Genomic DNA, 14025 nt, shown 5'->3' with positions numbered 1-14025 from the left:
CCCACCCCACCCCACCCCACCCCACCCCGGCGCAGGCCGGGGCCCAGTTGGGAAGGCCGGAGTAACGGAGCGCCGTCTTGCGTTACCACCGTCCCCCAGCTGGACCCCGGCCTTCGCCGGGGTGGTGGCACTTGGAGTAAGCGCGCCCCTCCCCCAGTCCCCGTTTCCCGCGAACGCGGGGGTCCAGGGTCTCGGGCGGTGATCGTGGTTCAGCTGGGCCCCCGCATCCGCGGGGGAACACCCGCCCCCCCCCACCGACCCAAATCCGAAACACAGCGTTGGCATAACGTCATTTGACGCGCTCCCTCCGCTCGGCCAGCATCGCGCGTTCAACAGGAGACCCCGCATGCGCCTAGCCCTAGCCACCATCCTCGCCCTCACCGCCGCTCCCGTATTGGCGCAGACTGCCGCCGTCCCCGGCGCCCCCGTCAAGGCGCGTGTCGCCGCGGGTACCTATGCGGTCGATGCCAACCACACGCAGGTGACGTGGCAGCTCAACCATATGGGCTTCTCGATGCTCGAGGGGCAGATCGGCGCATCGGGTGGCAGCATCACGATCGATCCGGCGAAGCCCAACGCGACCAAGGTCGAGGTCAATTTCGCGATCGACCAGCTGTCGGTCACGTCCGCGCCGTTCGCGGGCCATCTGAAGTCGAAAGACTTTTTCGACGCCGCGACCTACCCGACCGCCAAGTTCGTCTCGACCAAGGTCGTCGCGACCGGCGACAAGGCGACCATCACCGGTGATCTTACACTCAAGGGCGTCACCAAGCCGGTCGTGCTGCAGGCGACGTTCGTCGGTGCGGGCGCGAATCCGATGAACAAGAAGCTGAACTTCGGCTTCCGCGCGACGACCTCGATCAAGCGCAGCGACTTCAACATCGGCGCCTACGCTCCCGTCGTGTCGGACAAGGTCGACCTGACGATCAACGCGGCATTCGCTGCGCAATAATACGTACGCCGACCCTATCGCGCTGGACATTTACCGTGTCCGCGCGATAGGGAAGACGCAATGTCTCACGGTCGCCTTCTGCTGCTTCGACTTACGCGCCCTTAGGCGCGCCGATCGTTTGCGTGGTGGCCAGCCCCCGCGCCTCGCGCCTAAGGGCTGACCCGAACGCTCCCGATCACGAGAGACACGAGCCATGCTGCGCGACCCATCGACCAAATACCGACCCTTCCCGCAAATCGACCTGCACGACCGCCAATGGCCGTCCAAGACGATCGTCAAGCCGCCGCGCTGGCTGTCGACCGATCTTCGCGACGGCAATCAGGCGCTGATCGACCCGATGGATGCCGAGAAGAAGACGCGCTTCTTCGACCTGCTCTGCAAGGTCGGGCTGAAGGAGATCGAGGTCGGCTTTCCAAGCGCGGGCGCGACCGAGTTCGATTTCATCTCAGGGCTCGTGAAGACCGGCCGCATCCCCGACGACGTGTCGATCCAGGTGCTGACCCAGTCGCGCCGCGACCTGATCGAGACGAGCTTCGCCAGCCTCGTCGGCGCGAAGACCGCGATCGTCCACCTCTACAACGCGGTGTCGCCGGCATGGCGCAAGATCGTGTTCGGCATGGACCGCGCGCAGGTGAAGCAGATCGCGATCGACGGCGCCAAGGTGCTGCGCGACGAGGCCGCCAAGCAACCGAACGTCCGCTGGCAGTTCGAATATTCCCCTGAGACCTTCTCGACCGCCGAGCTCGAGTTCAGCCTCGAGGTCTGTGAGGCGGTGATGGACGTCCTGATGCCGACGCCGGACAATCCGATCATCTTCAACCTGCCCGCCACCGTCGAGTGCGCGACGCCGAACATCTATGCCGACCAGATCGAGTGGTTCGGCCGCCATATCCGCAACCGCGATTCAGTCGCAATCAGCCTGCACACGCACAACGACCGCGGCACCGGCGTCGCCGCCGCCGAACTCGGCATGATGGCGGGCGCGGACCGGGTCGAGGGCTGCCTGCTCGGCAATGGCGAGCGCACCGGCAATTGCGATCTCGTGACCGTCGCGCTCAACATGTACACGCAAGGGGTGGATCCGAAGCTCGACCTGTCGGACATCGACGCGGTCGTGAACACGGTCAACTACTGCACCAACATCCCCGTCCATCCGCGCACGCCCTACGCGGGCGACCTCGTCTTCACGGCGTTTTCTGGCAGCCATCAGGACGCGATCAAGAAGGGGTTTGCCGCGCAGGAGGCGAAGAACGACACATTGTGGGAGGTGCCGTATCTGCCGATCGACCCCGCCGACCTCGGCCGCAGCTACGAGGCGGTGATCCGCGTCAATTCGCAGTCGGGCAAGGGCGGCGTCGCCTGGGTGATCGAGCAGGACAAGGGGCTGAAGCTGCCCAAGCGGTTGCAGGCCGATTTCAGCCGTCACGTCCAGGCCTATGCCGACGAGACGAGCCGCGAACTGAATGCGGCCGATATCTGGCAGCTGTTCGAGCGGACCTATCTGCCGCACGCCGACGACCGCGTGGAGCTCCGCGACTATGAGGAAAGCGGCACCGCGGGGCAGCGCGTCTTTATCGGCCGCGTCGCGATCGATGGCGAGGAACGGTCTATCTCGGGCCGCGGTAACGGACTGATCTCGGGCGTGATCGCGGCGATCGCAGAGTCGACCGGGCCGACGCTCGATGTGGTGGACTATAACGAGCATGCGATCGGTCATGGTGCGGACGCGCAGGCGGCGGCCTATGTCGAATGCCGGACCGCGGCGGGCAAGACGGTGTTCGGCGTCGGCATGGACACCGACATCGCCACCGCCTCGGTTCGCGCCGTCCTCAGCGCCGCCAACCGCGCCTGACGCCCGGAAGGGCGGCCACCGGCAGGGCCAGTGGCCGTTCTTTCAGGCGAGCTTCGCCAGCAGCGCCTGTGCCGCCTTTTCCGACGATGCGGGGTTCTGCCCGGTGATCAGCAGGCCATCCTCGACAACATGAACGCCCCAGTCGGCGGTCTTCGAATATTTGCCACCCTGCTGCGCGAGCATGTCCTCGACAAGGAACGGCACGATATCGCTGAGCCCGACCGCGGCCTCTTCGCTGTTGGTGAAGCCGGTGACCGTCTTCCCCTTCACCAGCGGCGAGCCATCGGCCGCCTTCACGTCGCGCAACACGCCGGGCGCATGACAGACCAGCGCGACGGGCTTGCCCGCGCCGATGGTCGTCTCGATCAGCGCGATCGACGCCGGGTCGTTGGCGAGATCCCAGAGCGGGCCGTGACCGCCTGGATAGAACACCGCGTCGAAGTCGGCGATCTTCATCTCGGACAGTTTCCGCGTGTCGGCGAGCGCCGCGCTGGCCTCCGCGTCGCCCTCGAACCGGCGCGTCGCATCGGTCTGCGCGTCGGGCTTCGCGCTGCTCGGATCGAGCGGCGGCTGGCCACCGGCCGGCGAGGCGAGCGTGATGGTCGCGCCGGCATCCTTGAACACATAATAGGGCGCGGCAAGCTCCTCGAGCCAGAAGCCGGTCTTGCGGCCGGTATCGCCGAGATCGGCATGCGAGGTGAGAACGACGAGAATGTTCACCATAAGTCTCCGGATGCGTGGGTTATGGGCAGGGAACGAGCCGGCTGCAGGATCGGCGCCGCTCACGGGCACCAAATGCGCCCGGTCGTGGGACTATCGCCTCCACTAGATCACGCGTTCGCGCACGATCCGGCACCCGATCGCGGCATCGGGGTAGATGTCGGTCTTCATCGTCTCGACCTCGACCCGCCTCACCCGCGCGTCACCCAGGCACAGCGCCGCGATCGCCTCGCACAGCGTCTCCTGCAACGCGAACGGACGCTCCGCCGCCATTGCCAGGATCCCGGCACGGACGAAGTCGTAATCGAGCACCTCGCCGATCGCGTCCTCGCCAAGCGGCCCCGGATATACGACCGTCATCTCGACCGAGACGACGACGCGCTGCGGTGCCACCTCGTGCGGATAAATGCCCAGCCGCATCATCACCTCGAGCCCGTCGAGGATCGTCGTGAACTCAGCCATTGCGCTCCCCATGATGCCGGTCGAACATCACGTCGCCGTCGCGCGCCAGAAACCGCTGCCCGCAATCGACGAACAGATTCTGTCCGGTCACGCCCTTCGCACCCAGCAACCACGCGACCGCATCGGCGACCGCCTTCGCCCCGACCGGGCGCTGGAGCAGGTTGTCGCTCGCCACTGCCTCGAATTCCGCGTCGGTCTGGTCGCCGCTCGGCAGGGTCAGCCCTGGCGAGACCGCGTTGACGCTGATCCGGGGCCCCAGCGCCTGCGCCAGCATCACCGTCGCCCCCTCCAGCGCGATCTTGCCGCAGCTATAGGAGAAGAAGTCGGGGTTGAGGTTGGCGACCTTCTGGTCGAGCAGATTGACGATCGCGCCGTCACGGACATCCTCCTGCGACGCCAGCGCCGAGGCGAGCAGCACCGGCGCGCCGCAGTTGATCGCAGCGAGCTCGGCGAACAGCGCAGGATCAACCGCGGGCGGTCGATCGAACGCGAACTTCGATGCGCAATTGACCAGCCCGTCGATCGGACCGCCGATCGCGCCCCGCGCCGCCGCGAATAGATCGCCGACCCCGCGCAGATTGCTCAGATCGCCCTCGACCGCCGCCGCACGGCCGCCGCTCGCGACGATCTCGTCGACCAGCGCATCGGCTTCCTCGGGCGAGTGCCCCTGATGCACGACCACCGCATGCCCGTCCGCCGCCAGCCGCCGGACGATCGCGGCGCCCAAGCGCTTCGCCCCGCCGGTGACCAGGACGGTTCGGATCATGCGCGCGCGCCCATCAGCGACAGCACCTCCTTGCGGCTGCGCTCATCCTCGCGGAACACGCCCATCATCCGGCTGGTGACCATCGTCACCCCCGGCGTCCGCACGCCGCGCGCAGCCATGCAGGCATGCGTCGCCTCGATCACGACCGCGACGCCCTGTGGCTTCAGCTGCTCCCAGATGCAGTCGGCCACTTCCGCGGTCAGCCGCTCCTGCACCTGCAACCGGCGGGCAAAGCCGTGCAGGACGCGCGCCAGCTTCGAGATGCCGACGACATGGTTGCGCGGCAGATAGGCGATGTGCGCCTTGCCGATGATCGGTGCCATGTGATGCTCGCAGTGCGACTGGAACGGGATATCCTTCAGCAGGACGATCTCGTCATAGCCGCCGACTTCCTCGAACACGCGTTCGAGATGCCGCGCCGGATCGTCGCCATAGCCCGCGCAATATTCCTTCCACGCGCGCGCGACCCGGCGCGGGGTGTCGACCAGCCCTTCGCGCGTCGGATCGTCGCCGGTCCAGCGGATCAGCGTCCGGATCGCCGCCTCGACCTCCTGCGGAACGATCAGCTTGCCATCCGGGCCGACGGCTGGCTCGGCATCGGCAAAAGGCGTTTCGGCGATCATCACAGCGCTCCATCATTCCGCCGCAGGCCGGCGTGCAAGGTCCTCGGTACGAAAGCCCGACCGAGGTATCATAATATCGACAATATCGCAGCGGACTCCCGCCCGCCGCGCGCCATGCGGCCGTCCGCGGCCCGAACACAAGGGCCGCATCATATCGCTTGCGTTACGGCGTGTCAGGCACGCCGCAGCCGTTCCGCATGCCAGGCGACATGATCCGGCATGAAGGTCGATATGAAGTTATAGCTATGGTCGTATCCCGGCTGCATCCGCAACGTCAGCTCGATCCCCGCCGCCGCGCACGCCTCCGCCAGCAGCGCCGGCTTCAGCTGTTCGTCGAGGAAGCCGTCGGCCTCCCCCTGATCGACGAGGATGTCGGCGACCCGCGCGCCATCGGCGATCAGCGCACAGGCGTCGTAGGCACGCCAGTCGGCACGGTCGGGCCCCAGATACCCCGTCAGCGCCTTCTCACCCCAGGGGCAGTGCAGCGGCGCGACGATCGGCGCGAAGGCCGACACGCTGCGGAACCGGTCGGGATTGCGCAGCGCGATCGTCAGCGCGCCGTGCCCGCCCATCGAATGCCCGGTGATCCCCTGCCGCGTCATGTCCGCCATCGGAAATTCCGCCGCGATCAGCGCGGGGAGTTCGTCCTCGACATAGCGCTTCATGTTGAAGTTCGCCGCCCAGGGCTGCTCGGTCGCATCGACGTAGAAGCCCGCGCCCTGGCCGAAATCATAGGCGTCGTCGTCGGGAACCCCCTCTCCGCGCGGACTCGTGTCGGGCGCGATCAGGATCACGCCGTGTTCGGCACAGGCGCGGCGATACTCGCCCTTGTCCATGACATTGGCATGCGTGCAGGTCAGCCCCGACAGGAACCACAGAACCGGCAAGCGCGCATCCGGCGCGTGCGGCGGGATATAGACGGCAAAGGTCATGTCGGTGCCGGTCGCGGTCGACGCGTGGCGATAGACGCCCTGCGTGCCGCCGAACGCCGTGCTGGTCGATAGCGTCTCCATCACGCGACCCGATGAGCGGCGCAGAGCTTGTTGCCCGACGGGTCGCGCAGATACGCCAGATACAGGGTGCGACCCGCGGTGCCGTGCCGGACGCCGGGCGGATCCTCGCAGGCGGTGCCGCCGTGCGCGAGCCCCGCGGCATGCCAGGCGTCCGCCGCCTCGGGCGAGGCCGCGACGAACCCCATCGTGCTGCCATTGCCGTGCGTGGCCGGCTGCCCGTCGATCGGCGGCGTGACGAGGAAGCGGCCGCCGGCGTGCGCGTACACGATCCGGCCCCATTCATCGATTACGCCTTCGGGCACGCCGAGTGCGCCCAGTGCGGCGTCGTAGAACGCCTTCGACGCCGCGATATCATTGGCACCCAACATGATGTGGCTGAACATATTTCCCCCTCAGTAGATCACGACGGAGCGGATGCTCTCGCCGGCGTGCATCAGGTCGAACCCCTTGTTGATCTCGTCGAGCGTCAGGCGGTGCGTGATCATCGGGTCGATCTCGATCTTGCCGTCCATATACCAGTCGACGATCTTGGGCGTGTCCGTACGTCCACGCGCACCGCCGAACGCGGTCCCGCGCCAGTTGCGCCCGGTGACGAGCTGGAACGGCCGCGTGCTGATCTCCTTGCCCGCCTCGGCCACGCCGATCACGATCGAGGTGCCCCAGCCGCGATGACAGGCCTCGAGCGCCTGGCGCATGACGGTCGTGTTGCCAGTCGCGTCGAACGTGTAATCCGCGCCGCCGTCGGTCAAAGCGACGATATGCTGGACGATGTCGCCCACATCCTTCGGGTTGGCGAAATGCGTCATGCCGAAGCGGCGACCCCATTCCTCGCGGTCGGGATTGATGTCGACGCCGACGATCATCCCTGCGCCCGCCAGTCGCGCGCCCTGGATCACGTTCAGCCCGATCCCGCCGAGCCCGAACACGACGACGGTATCGCCGGGCTGGACCTTCGCGGTGTGGACGACCGCGCCGACACCCGTCGTCACGCCGCAACCGACATAGCAGGAGGTGTCGAACGGCGCGTCGGGGCGGATCTTGGCCAGTGCGATCTCGGGCAGCACGGTGAAGTTCGAAAAGGTCGAGCAGCCCATGTAATGGAAGATCGGCTGGCCCTTGTAGCTGAACCGCGTCGTGCCGTCGGGCATCAGCCCTTTCCCCTGCGTCGCGCGGATCGCGGTGCACAGATTGGTTTTCTGGCTCAGGCACGACTTACACTGGCGGCATTCGGGGGTGTAGAGCGGGATGACGTGATCGCCGACCGCGACGCTGGTGACGCCCGCGCCGATCTCGCGGACGATGCCCGCCCCTTCATGCCCCAGCACGCTCGGGAAAAGGCCTTCCGAATCAAGTCCGTCGAGCGTGTAGGCATCGGTGTGACAGATGCCCGTGGCCATGATTTCGACCAGAACTTCGCCGGATTTGGGTCCCTCGAGGTCGAGCTCGACGATCTCGAGCGGTTTTTTCGCCTCGAAGGCTACGGCGGCGCGGGTCTTCATGCATGGGTCTCCTTGGTGGCGCATCAGATGAACCGCAGCCCCTGGGTCTGCAACCGCGGATCATGCAACAAAACCCGCACCTCTGCGCTTGATCGTTGAATATCAAGGAGATGGTGTGATGAAGGATCCGAAAAAGGGCGACGAGGTCACTTGGAAATCCCCCGGCGGCACCGCGCACGGCACGGTCGAAAAGAAGCAGACCAGCGACACGACGATCAAGGGCCACACCGTCCGCGCGTCCAAGGACGAGCCGCAATTCATCGTAAAGAGTGACAATGGCGGCAAGGCAGCGCACAAGGCGGGCGCGCTCAACAAGGCGTGACCACGCGTGCAGTGCCTAACGCACGCATGCGAACAGGAAGGAATGCTTATGGCTACAGCTCCCAAGACCGGCGGCATCCACGCCCCCGTCCAGCCCTCTCCCGAGCTCGGCGAGATCGTCGGTAACGACAAGCTCCCGCGCAGCGAAGTGATCAGCAAGGTCTGGGTCTATATCAAGGCCCACAATCTGCAGAACCCTGAGAACAAGCGCGAGATCCTCGCCGACGAGAAGCTGAAGAAGGTCTTCGGCCGTGACAAGTGCACCATGTTCGAGATGAACAAGTACATCTCGCAGCACGTCAAGGCCTAAGCCTGACCGGGACGCCAGGCGACGTTGCCACCTTCGCGGAGGGGTCAACGTCGCCTGATTGCTCCTGACCCCTCGCGACCCGGCCGCGCCAGACGACAACCCCTGTCGCCGGCCAAACTACATCCCTGACGAATGTCGCGATGCCCGCAGGCGGCGGATCGCTTGATAATGTCGGTGGTGGTGACCCCGAGTGGATTTGAACCACTGGCCCCCAGATTAGGAATCTGGTGCTCTATCCGGCTGAGCTACGGGGCCACGCACGCGACGTCCATACTAGCCCCATTCCCGTCGGTCCAGACCACGCGCATCCGCGGAAGCAGGCGAATATGACGGCCAGACCGAACCTGCGCAACGCGGCTGCAGGGCGGGCGAACGTCGAACGGCGGACGTACTCCCTGCTCAAACGGGCTAGGCCGCCGAAAAGGCGCATCATCCAAACCACCTATGCAACTGTTAACAAACGCATTACAGTTTTGTGACGGAGGCAAATGGGGCCGTGATGAAAACGATGATCGCCACGGCTGCAAGACCCATGCTGATCGGCCTGGGAGTCATTCTAGCGATTGACCTTGTCGTACTCGGGATGTTCCTGCGCTGGGCCTATGTCGAGCACGCGAATGTGACGGAGAGCATGCTCTATGGTCAGCTGCTCTACTCGTCCGTCGACGGATCGCTGATGGAGATCTGGGGATATCTCAAGGAACTGACGATCATCGGCCTCGCGCTTTATGCGTTCCTCCACGCGAAAGAGCTTTTCTACGCGGCCTACGCGTTCCTGTTTCTGGTGGTACTCGCCGACGACTCGCTGCGGCTTCACGAGCATATCGGCGCGGTACTGTCCCAGTACGCCGTGATCGGACCTCATGGCGAAATCCTCGCACAGGCAATCTTGTCCGGCATTCCCCTGGCGCTGACCCTGTTGGGCATGGTCAGGCTTGCTCGCGATCGCATCGCCCCCGCACTCATGCTGCTCTTCGGCTTCTGCGTCACCGCGTTCTTCGCCGTGGTCGTCGACAAGCTTCATGAGATGATGATCGGCCCCGGGCATTTTCAAACGATCAGCACGCTCGTCGAAGATGGCGGCGAACTGATAAGTCTGACGCTCATTCTCGCCATATGGGGGATTTTCGGCCGCATAATCGTCCCGCACGTGACGGGTGACATGATGCCGCACGATGCGCTTGAGGTTGCTTAGCGACGACCGAACCGCTCCACGTCGCTGACGCCGGGACACCGCCGCCTGTCGCCAATCGCGCGATTTTTCGTGACGCAGCGTGGATTTGACCTGTCCCGTCTTGACCTTGGTTAGCTGCCTGCGGTGTCTTGCAATTCGAGCGGACGTCCGCTTAAGGCCCGTAAAGTACGCATTTGGCGGCTCAATCCAGGACTTCGAAGATGCCAAATAGCGTTTCGCCGACGAGCGCAGTTCCGATGAATACGCCTGAGATCTGCGTCGTGATCCCGGCTTATCGTGCGGCGCAGTTCATCGGCAAGGCGATCGACTCTGCCCTGTCCCAGACCGACGTCGCGCTCGAAGTGATCGTCGTCGACGATCATTGTCCTGATGACACGCACGCAGCCGTGACGGCGCGCTATGGTCATGTCGCAAACCTCTCCGTGATCCGGCTCGACCGGAACGGCGGACCATCGGCGGCACGCAATGCGGGATTTGCGGCGGCTCGGGCGCCCTGGATCGCCGTGCTCGATGCCGATGACGCGTTCGAACCCGGCCGGTTGCGGCACCTCCTCGACGTCGCCGGTGCGTTTGCCGCCGATATGGTTGCGGACAATGTGCGATTTCTGGACGAGGCCCAGGCAGCGTTGAGCCCGCCACAAATCCGCGCGATCCGGTCCGCCACGGAGATTGACCGCCACGCCTTCGTTGCGGCGGCCCGGCCGTTCAACCAGGACATGGACTATGGTTTGCTCAAACCGATGTTCCGCCGTCAGTTTCTCGAAGACCATGCCATTCGCTATGATCCGGCCATCCGTCATGGTGAAGACTTCAAGATGTATTTCGATGCCATGCTGTGCGGGGCAAAGTTCGTCATTACCCCGCAACCCGGCTATGTCTGGACGCTGCGCACATCGGGCAAAAGCCAGACGACCGTCGATTATACGGCGCAGATCGCGATGAGCGCATCGCTGGCGAAACGCTCCGACGTTGTCGGCGACGGCAAGCTGGTCGCGCTATTGCACGATCGCAGGCGGGCGCTTGGCCGGCTCGAGACCTTGAACGGATTTCGCCACGCGGTGCAGTCAGGCAAGCGCGTCCAGGCCATCCGGCTGTTCCTTGGACATCCCTTCATCGTGCGGCAATATGCCGGGCGCGCGATCAGGAAGGTCGCACGACTGATCCGCTAGCGCCGCCGCGCATCGCGTGCGCGCACGACCCCCGCCTTATACTTCGCAACGACAGTGATAGAGTGAGCCCGAGACGATGCGTATGCGCAAGTCAATTGGATGGATGGCCGGTTCTCAGGCAATATATTTCATACTCCAGCTGGTCAGCTCGGTCGTATTGGCGCGCATCCTCACCCCGTACGAGGTCGGCATCTTCGCCGTCGCCTTTGCGGCCAGTGGACTGATCTCCATCATTCAGTCGCTCGGATTAAACAATTATCTCATCCGCGAGAAGAATCTCACGGCAGAATTGTCGTCGACCGTCTTCAGCATCAATCTCGGCGTCGCAATCGTCCTGGCCTTCATCATTGCCGGGTTCGGCCTGGTCAGCGGTGCGGTCTTCAACGAGCCTGCGGTCCGGCCCGTGCTGTTCTGCCTGGCGATAATCCCGATCATCACGGCCGCCGGCTTCATGCCGCTGACGTTGCTCGAGCGTGACGGCGATTTCAAAGCCGTGTCGATCATCAAGATGCTGGCGACTGCGTCGGGCACCATCGCCACCGTGGCCTTCGCGGTCGCGGGCCAGAGCTATATGAGCTTTGCCTATGGGCAGATTATCGCCGCCTTGATCAGCACCGCGATGGCGATCGGCCTCGCGCCGCATCATGCCAGGGTAAAGGTCGGGTTCGACAACTGGCGCGACGTGCATCGGTTCAGCATCAACGTGCTTGCCACCCTGGGCATTTCCCGGGTCTTCTCGCGGTTGCAGGATATGGCGCTCGGCCGCTTGCTGGGGTTGGCCGCGCTTGGCTTATATTCCAGGTCCGGCAACATTTTCAGCATGTTGTGGGACAGCGTGTTCCTGGTGATCTGCCGCATCATGTTCGTCGATTTTGCCGCGGGGATCCGCGCCGGCTTGCCGATCGGGCCGCGCTATCAGAACGCGCTGGCCCTGTTCACCGCGCTGATGTGGCCGACTTTCCTGGGGCTTGGCGTGCTGTCGGGGCCGTTCGTGCTGCTCATCTATGGCGCGAAATGGGTTTCGATCGCGATGTGCCTGTCGATCCTGTGCGTCGTCGGCGTGTTCAACACCGCCATCGCGATGGCGTGGGATCTGTTCATCATCGCCGACGAAACCGGCCGTCAGGCACGCTTCGAGTTCGTGCGCAGCATCGTCGGCTTCGTCGTATTCTCGGCAGCCTGCTTCATCAGCATCGAGGCCGCCGCGATGGCGAAGGTCATCGATGCGATTTTTGCCTGCGTGCTCTACATGCCGCATATTCGCCGGATCACGGACAGCCAGTACCGGGACATGTTCGCCATCTATCTGCGCAGCGGAATGGCCACCAGCGTCGCGATCGCGCCGGCGATCATCGTCATGGCCTGGCATGGCTGGGCCGCGACGACGCCGCTGGTCCCGATCGTCCTGGCCGTCGGCATCGGCATCGCCCTGTGGGGCATCGCGCTGCGGCTGCTGAAGCATCCGTTGTTCTTCGAGATCAAGTCCGCGCTGAAACCAGTGCTCGCGCGCGTTACGGGGTAAGGCCGGGCTACCCCATCTTTAGTTGATCGTATCGGGTGGCGTGACCGGGAGGGGCAGGGGCAGCACGGCAACGCCGTCCTCGACCAGCGCCCTGGCCTCGGCGAGGCTCGCCTGGCCGTGGATCGGTACGGGGGCCTCGTCGCCGAGATGCATCGCGCGTGCGCGATCCGCAAAGGCGCCGCCGACCCAACGCGATGACGCGAGCAGTTCGGCCTGTTTCGATGCCAGCATCGTCATCATCGCCTTCATCCGCGCAGGCGTCGGCCCCTCGGGCACGCGGTTGCCCTTGCCCGAGACGGCCGGCGCCATCACCGCCTTCGCCACCTCTGCATCGCCGCAGAGCGGGCATTCGACCTGTCGGGCTGCGCGCTGCGCCTCATAGGCCGCGCTCGAGCCGAACCACGCCTCGAAGACATGCCCGGTGCCGCATTTAAGGTCGAAGACGATCACCGGATCACGGCCACGGAGGGGATCGGCCGCCGATGATCGAGCGCCGGGATCCTGGCGCGGACGTCCGTCACGCTGTCCGGGCTGATCTCTGCAAAGCCGAGCCCTGCCGCCTCACCCATGTCGAGCACGACCGTGCCCCAAGGATCGATCACCAGCGAATGGCCATAGGTCGCGCGACCATCGGCGTGGACGCCGGTCTGCGCCGCGGCGACGACGTAGGAGGCCGATTCGATCGCCCGGGCGCGGAGCAGGACATGCCAATGCGCTGCCCCCGTCGGCCTGGTAAACGCCGCCGGGACCGAAAGCACCGTCGCGCCGGCATCGCTCAACGCGCGGTACAGGTCCGGAAAGCGCAGGTCATAACAGATCGATGCGCCCAGCATGCCGACCGGCGTCTGCGTGACGATCGCCGCATTCCCCGCGGCATAGGCCGCGGATTCACGCCAGCTTTCTCCCGTCGGCAGATCGACATCGAAGAGATGCAGCTTGTCGTAGCGCGCGCGGATACTGCCCGCCGGATCGATCACGAACCCGCGATTGGCAAATCGCCCGTCTGCCCGGCGGACGGCGAGCGAGCCGACATGCACCCAGATCCCCGCCTCGGCCGCAGCGGCGCAGACACGCGCGAGCACCGGGTCGTCCGCTTCGGCCACGATCGACGCCGCGGCCCGTGCGCGATCGCGGTCGATCAGACCCGACATTTCCGGGGTGAACAGCATCACCGCGCCCTGCCCTGCCGCCGACCGGATCGCAGCGACCAGCGTGGCGGCATTGACCGCGGGATCGATCCCGCTGGTCATCTGCAGAAGCGCGATGCGGGGCATCAGGCCAGGAGAGGGTCGAGCCCACCCCGGGCATCGAGCGCGGCAAGGTCGTCCGACCCGCCGATATGCTTCCCGTCGATGAACACCTGCGGCATGGTCATGCGACCACCCGAGCGCTCGACCATCTCCTTCTTCTTCGGCCCGCCCATCGTCACGTCGAACGTTTCGGGTTCGACGCCCTTGGCGGCAAGGAGCTTCATCGCCCGCGTGCAATAGGGGCAGAATTGTTTGATGTAGATTTCAACTTTAGCCATTATTTTCAGGTGTGGTCTGACCGCGCGCTTGTCAATAATCGGTGTCGTCCAGAACACGCGCCCAGCACAGGATCGTCACCGATTCAGCCCCCG

Annotated in this window: 17 protein-coding genes and 1 tRNA gene; 7 read left to right on the top strand and 11 right to left on the bottom strand. The window is 65.0% G+C overall.

All coding sequences use genetic code 11. The features are described 5' to 3' along the window. The first annotated feature begins 346 nt into the window (after positions 1 to 346). Both sphsw_RS01705 and leuA read left to right on the top strand, forming a co-directional pair. Complete coding sequence (locus tag sphsw_RS01705) at positions 347 to 952, top strand: YceI family protein (protein WP_031439107.1); 606 nt, start codon at positions 347 to 349, stop codon at positions 950 to 952. A gap of 193 nt (positions 953 to 1145) precedes the next feature. Further along, positions 1146 to 2804, top strand: a complete 1659-nt coding sequence (gene leuA / locus sphsw_RS01700; protein WP_031439106.1) for a 2-isopropylmalate synthase — start codon at positions 1146 to 1148, stop codon at positions 2802 to 2804. A 42-nt stretch (positions 2805 to 2846) separates the two neighbouring features. On the opposite strand, the gene sphsw_RS01695 is transcribed toward leuA, so the two are convergent. The 7 genes from sphsw_RS01695 to sphsw_RS01665 all read right to left on the bottom strand — a co-directional run bounded on the left by sphsw_RS01695 (position 2847) and on the right by sphsw_RS01665 (position 7887). Continuing rightward, positions 2847 to 3524 (bottom strand): type 1 glutamine amidotransferase domain-containing protein, encoded by a 678-nt coding sequence (locus sphsw_RS01695; RefSeq protein ID WP_031439105.1) that lies wholly within the window; start codon positions 3522 to 3524, stop codon positions 2847 to 2849. Positions 3525 to 3629: 105 nt separating this feature from the next. Further along, positions 3630 to 3986: a dihydroneopterin aldolase gene (locus tag sphsw_RS01690; RefSeq protein WP_031439104.1), complete on the bottom strand. Its 357-nt coding sequence runs from the start codon at positions 3984 to 3986 to the stop codon at positions 3630 to 3632. Then, the gene (locus tag sphsw_RS01685; RefSeq protein WP_031439103.1) at positions 3979 to 4752 is read right to left on the bottom strand and encodes an SDR family oxidoreductase; all 774 of its coding nucleotides are present in this window, start codon (positions 4750 to 4752) and stop codon (positions 3979 to 3981) included. Before sphsw_RS01685 ends, sphsw_RS01690 begins: the two co-directional genes overlap by 8 nt. Further along, complete coding sequence (folE, locus tag sphsw_RS01680; RefSeq protein WP_081874053.1) at positions 4749 to 5375, bottom strand: GTP cyclohydrolase I FolE; 627 nt, start codon at positions 5373 to 5375, stop codon at positions 4749 to 4751. The genes sphsw_RS01685 and folE overlap by 4 nt, the downstream gene beginning before the upstream one ends. A 173-nt stretch (positions 5376 to 5548) precedes the next feature. Further along, positions 5549 to 6388, bottom strand: coding sequence for an S-formylglutathione hydrolase (gene fghA / locus sphsw_RS01675; RefSeq protein WP_031439101.1), 840 nt, complete (start codon positions 6386 to 6388; stop codon positions 5549 to 5551). Continuing rightward, positions 6388 to 6771 carry a VOC family protein gene (locus sphsw_RS01670; RefSeq protein ID WP_031439100.1) on the bottom strand — a complete coding sequence of 128 codons (384 nt, stop codon included), beginning with the start codon at positions 6769 to 6771 and terminating at the stop codon, positions 6388 to 6390. Before sphsw_RS01670 ends, fghA begins: the two co-directional genes overlap by 1 nt. A 9-nt stretch (positions 6772 to 6780) precedes the next feature. Further along, entirely contained in the window at positions 6781 to 7887 is a 1107-nt protein-coding gene (locus sphsw_RS01665) for an S-(hydroxymethyl)glutathione dehydrogenase/class III alcohol dehydrogenase (RefSeq protein WP_031439099.1), read from the bottom strand. A 118-nt stretch (positions 7888 to 8005) separates the two neighbouring features. Between sphsw_RS01665 and sphsw_RS01660 the strand changes: the two genes are divergently transcribed. After that, on the top strand, positions 8006 to 8209 hold the full coding sequence (locus sphsw_RS01660) for a DUF2945 domain-containing protein (RefSeq protein ID WP_031394798.1): 204 nt from the start codon (positions 8006 to 8008) through the stop codon (positions 8207 to 8209). A 48-nt stretch (positions 8210 to 8257) separates the two neighbouring features. Then, positions 8258 to 8518: an SWIB/MDM2 domain-containing protein gene (locus sphsw_RS01655; protein WP_031394799.1), complete on the top strand. Its 261-nt coding sequence runs from the start codon at positions 8258 to 8260 to the stop codon at positions 8516 to 8518. Between the two features lie 178 nt (positions 8519 to 8696). Here the strand turns inward: sphsw_RS01655 and sphsw_RS01650 are convergent. Continuing rightward, positions 8697 to 8773: transfer RNA gene (locus tag sphsw_RS01650), tRNA-Arg, on the bottom strand. A 244-nt stretch (positions 8774 to 9017) separates the two neighbouring features. Here sphsw_RS01650 and sphsw_RS01645 point away from each other — a divergent pair. The 3 genes from sphsw_RS01645 to sphsw_RS01635 all read left to right on the top strand — a co-directional run bounded on the left by sphsw_RS01645 (position 9018) and on the right by sphsw_RS01635 (position 12404). After that, positions 9018 to 9713, top strand: a complete 696-nt coding sequence (locus sphsw_RS01645; protein WP_152555344.1) for a hypothetical protein — start codon at positions 9018 to 9020, stop codon at positions 9711 to 9713. 236 nt (positions 9714 to 9949) lie between these two features. Next, positions 9950 to 10882, top strand: a complete 933-nt coding sequence (locus sphsw_RS01640) for a glycosyltransferase family 2 protein (RefSeq protein WP_052380794.1) — start codon at positions 9950 to 9952, stop codon at positions 10880 to 10882. Positions 10883 to 10958: 76 nt separating this feature from the next. Beyond that, a complete protein-coding gene (locus tag sphsw_RS01635; RefSeq protein WP_081874051.1) occupies positions 10959 to 12404 on the top strand; it encodes an oligosaccharide flippase family protein in 1446 nt (481 codons plus the stop codon). An 18-nt stretch (positions 12405 to 12422) separates the two neighbouring features. Here sphsw_RS01635 and sphsw_RS01630 read toward each other — a convergent pair whose 3' ends face one another. Genes sphsw_RS01630 through grxC form a run of 3 tightly spaced genes read right to left on the bottom strand, consistent with a single transcriptional unit; the run spans position 12423 to position 13932 of the window. Continuing rightward, positions 12423 to 12854 carry a DUF1178 family protein gene (locus tag sphsw_RS01630; protein ID WP_031439095.1) on the bottom strand — a complete coding sequence of 144 codons (432 nt, stop codon included), beginning with the start codon at positions 12852 to 12854 and terminating at the stop codon, positions 12423 to 12425. Further along, entirely contained in the window at positions 12851 to 13678 is an 828-nt protein-coding gene (locus tag sphsw_RS01625; protein WP_031439094.1) for a carbon-nitrogen hydrolase family protein, read from the bottom strand. The genes sphsw_RS01630 and sphsw_RS01625 overlap by 4 nt, the downstream gene beginning before the upstream one ends. Continuing rightward, complete coding sequence (gene grxC, locus sphsw_RS01620) at positions 13678 to 13932, bottom strand: glutaredoxin 3 (protein WP_031396302.1); 255 nt, start codon at positions 13930 to 13932, stop codon at positions 13678 to 13680. Before grxC ends, sphsw_RS01625 begins: the two co-directional genes overlap by 1 nt. Between the last annotated feature and the right edge of the window lie 93 nt (positions 13933 to 14025).

This window comes from Sphingomonas sp. FUKUSWIS1 (assembly GCF_000733135.1).
Lineage (GTDB): Bacteria > Pseudomonadota > Alphaproteobacteria > Sphingomonadales > Sphingomonadaceae > Sphingomonas > Sphingomonas aerolata.
This window is presented reverse-complemented; position numbering and strand designations above follow the sequence as displayed.

Excerpts from the sequence above, each read along its gene's own strand:
- sphsw_RS01705 (WP_031439107.1), top strand. The coding sequence starts at position 347 with ATGCGCCTAGCCCTAGCCACCATCCTCGCCCTCACCGCCGCTCCCGTA.
- leuA (WP_031439106.1), top strand. The coding sequence starts at position 1,146 with ATGCTGCGCGACCCATCGACCAAATACCGACCCTTCCCGCAAATCGAC.
- sphsw_RS01690 (WP_031439104.1), bottom strand. The coding sequence starts at position 3,986 with ATGGCTGAGTTCACGACGATCCTCGACGGGCTCGAGGTGATGATGCGG.
- sphsw_RS01685 (WP_031439103.1), bottom strand. The coding sequence starts at position 4,752 with ATGATCCGAACCGTCCTGGTCACCGGCGGGGCGAAGCGCTTGGGCGCC.
- folE (WP_081874053.1), bottom strand. The coding sequence starts at position 5,375 with ATGATCGCCGAAACGCCTTTTGCCGATGCCGAGCCAGCCGTCGGCCCG.
- fghA (WP_031439101.1), bottom strand. The coding sequence starts at position 6,388 with ATGGAGACGCTATCGACCAGCACGGCGTTCGGCGGCACGCAGGGCGTC.
- sphsw_RS01670 (WP_031439100.1), bottom strand. The coding sequence starts at position 6,771 with ATGTTCAGCCACATCATGTTGGGTGCCAATGATATCGCGGCGTCGAAG.
- sphsw_RS01665 (WP_031439099.1), bottom strand. The coding sequence starts at position 7,887 with ATGAAGACCCGCGCCGCCGTAGCCTTCGAGGCGAAAAAACCGCTCGAG.
- sphsw_RS01660 (WP_031394798.1), top strand. The coding sequence starts at position 8,006 with ATGAAGGATCCGAAAAAGGGCGACGAGGTCACTTGGAAATCCCCCGGC.
- sphsw_RS01655 (WP_031394799.1), top strand. The coding sequence starts at position 8,258 with ATGGCTACAGCTCCCAAGACCGGCGGCATCCACGCCCCCGTCCAGCCC.
- sphsw_RS01645 (WP_152555344.1), top strand. The coding sequence starts at position 9,018 with ATGAAAACGATGATCGCCACGGCTGCAAGACCCATGCTGATCGGCCTG.
- sphsw_RS01640 (WP_052380794.1), top strand. The coding sequence starts at position 9,950 with ATGAATACGCCTGAGATCTGCGTCGTGATCCCGGCTTATCGTGCGGCG.
- sphsw_RS01635 (WP_081874051.1), top strand. The coding sequence starts at position 10,959 with ATGCGTATGCGCAAGTCAATTGGATGGATGGCCGGTTCTCAGGCAATA.
- sphsw_RS01625 (WP_031439094.1), bottom strand. The coding sequence starts at position 13,678 with ATGCCCCGCATCGCGCTTCTGCAGATGACCAGCGGGATCGATCCCGCG.
- grxC (WP_031396302.1), bottom strand. The coding sequence starts at position 13,932 with ATGGCTAAAGTTGAAATCTACATCAAACAATTCTGCCCCTATTGCACG.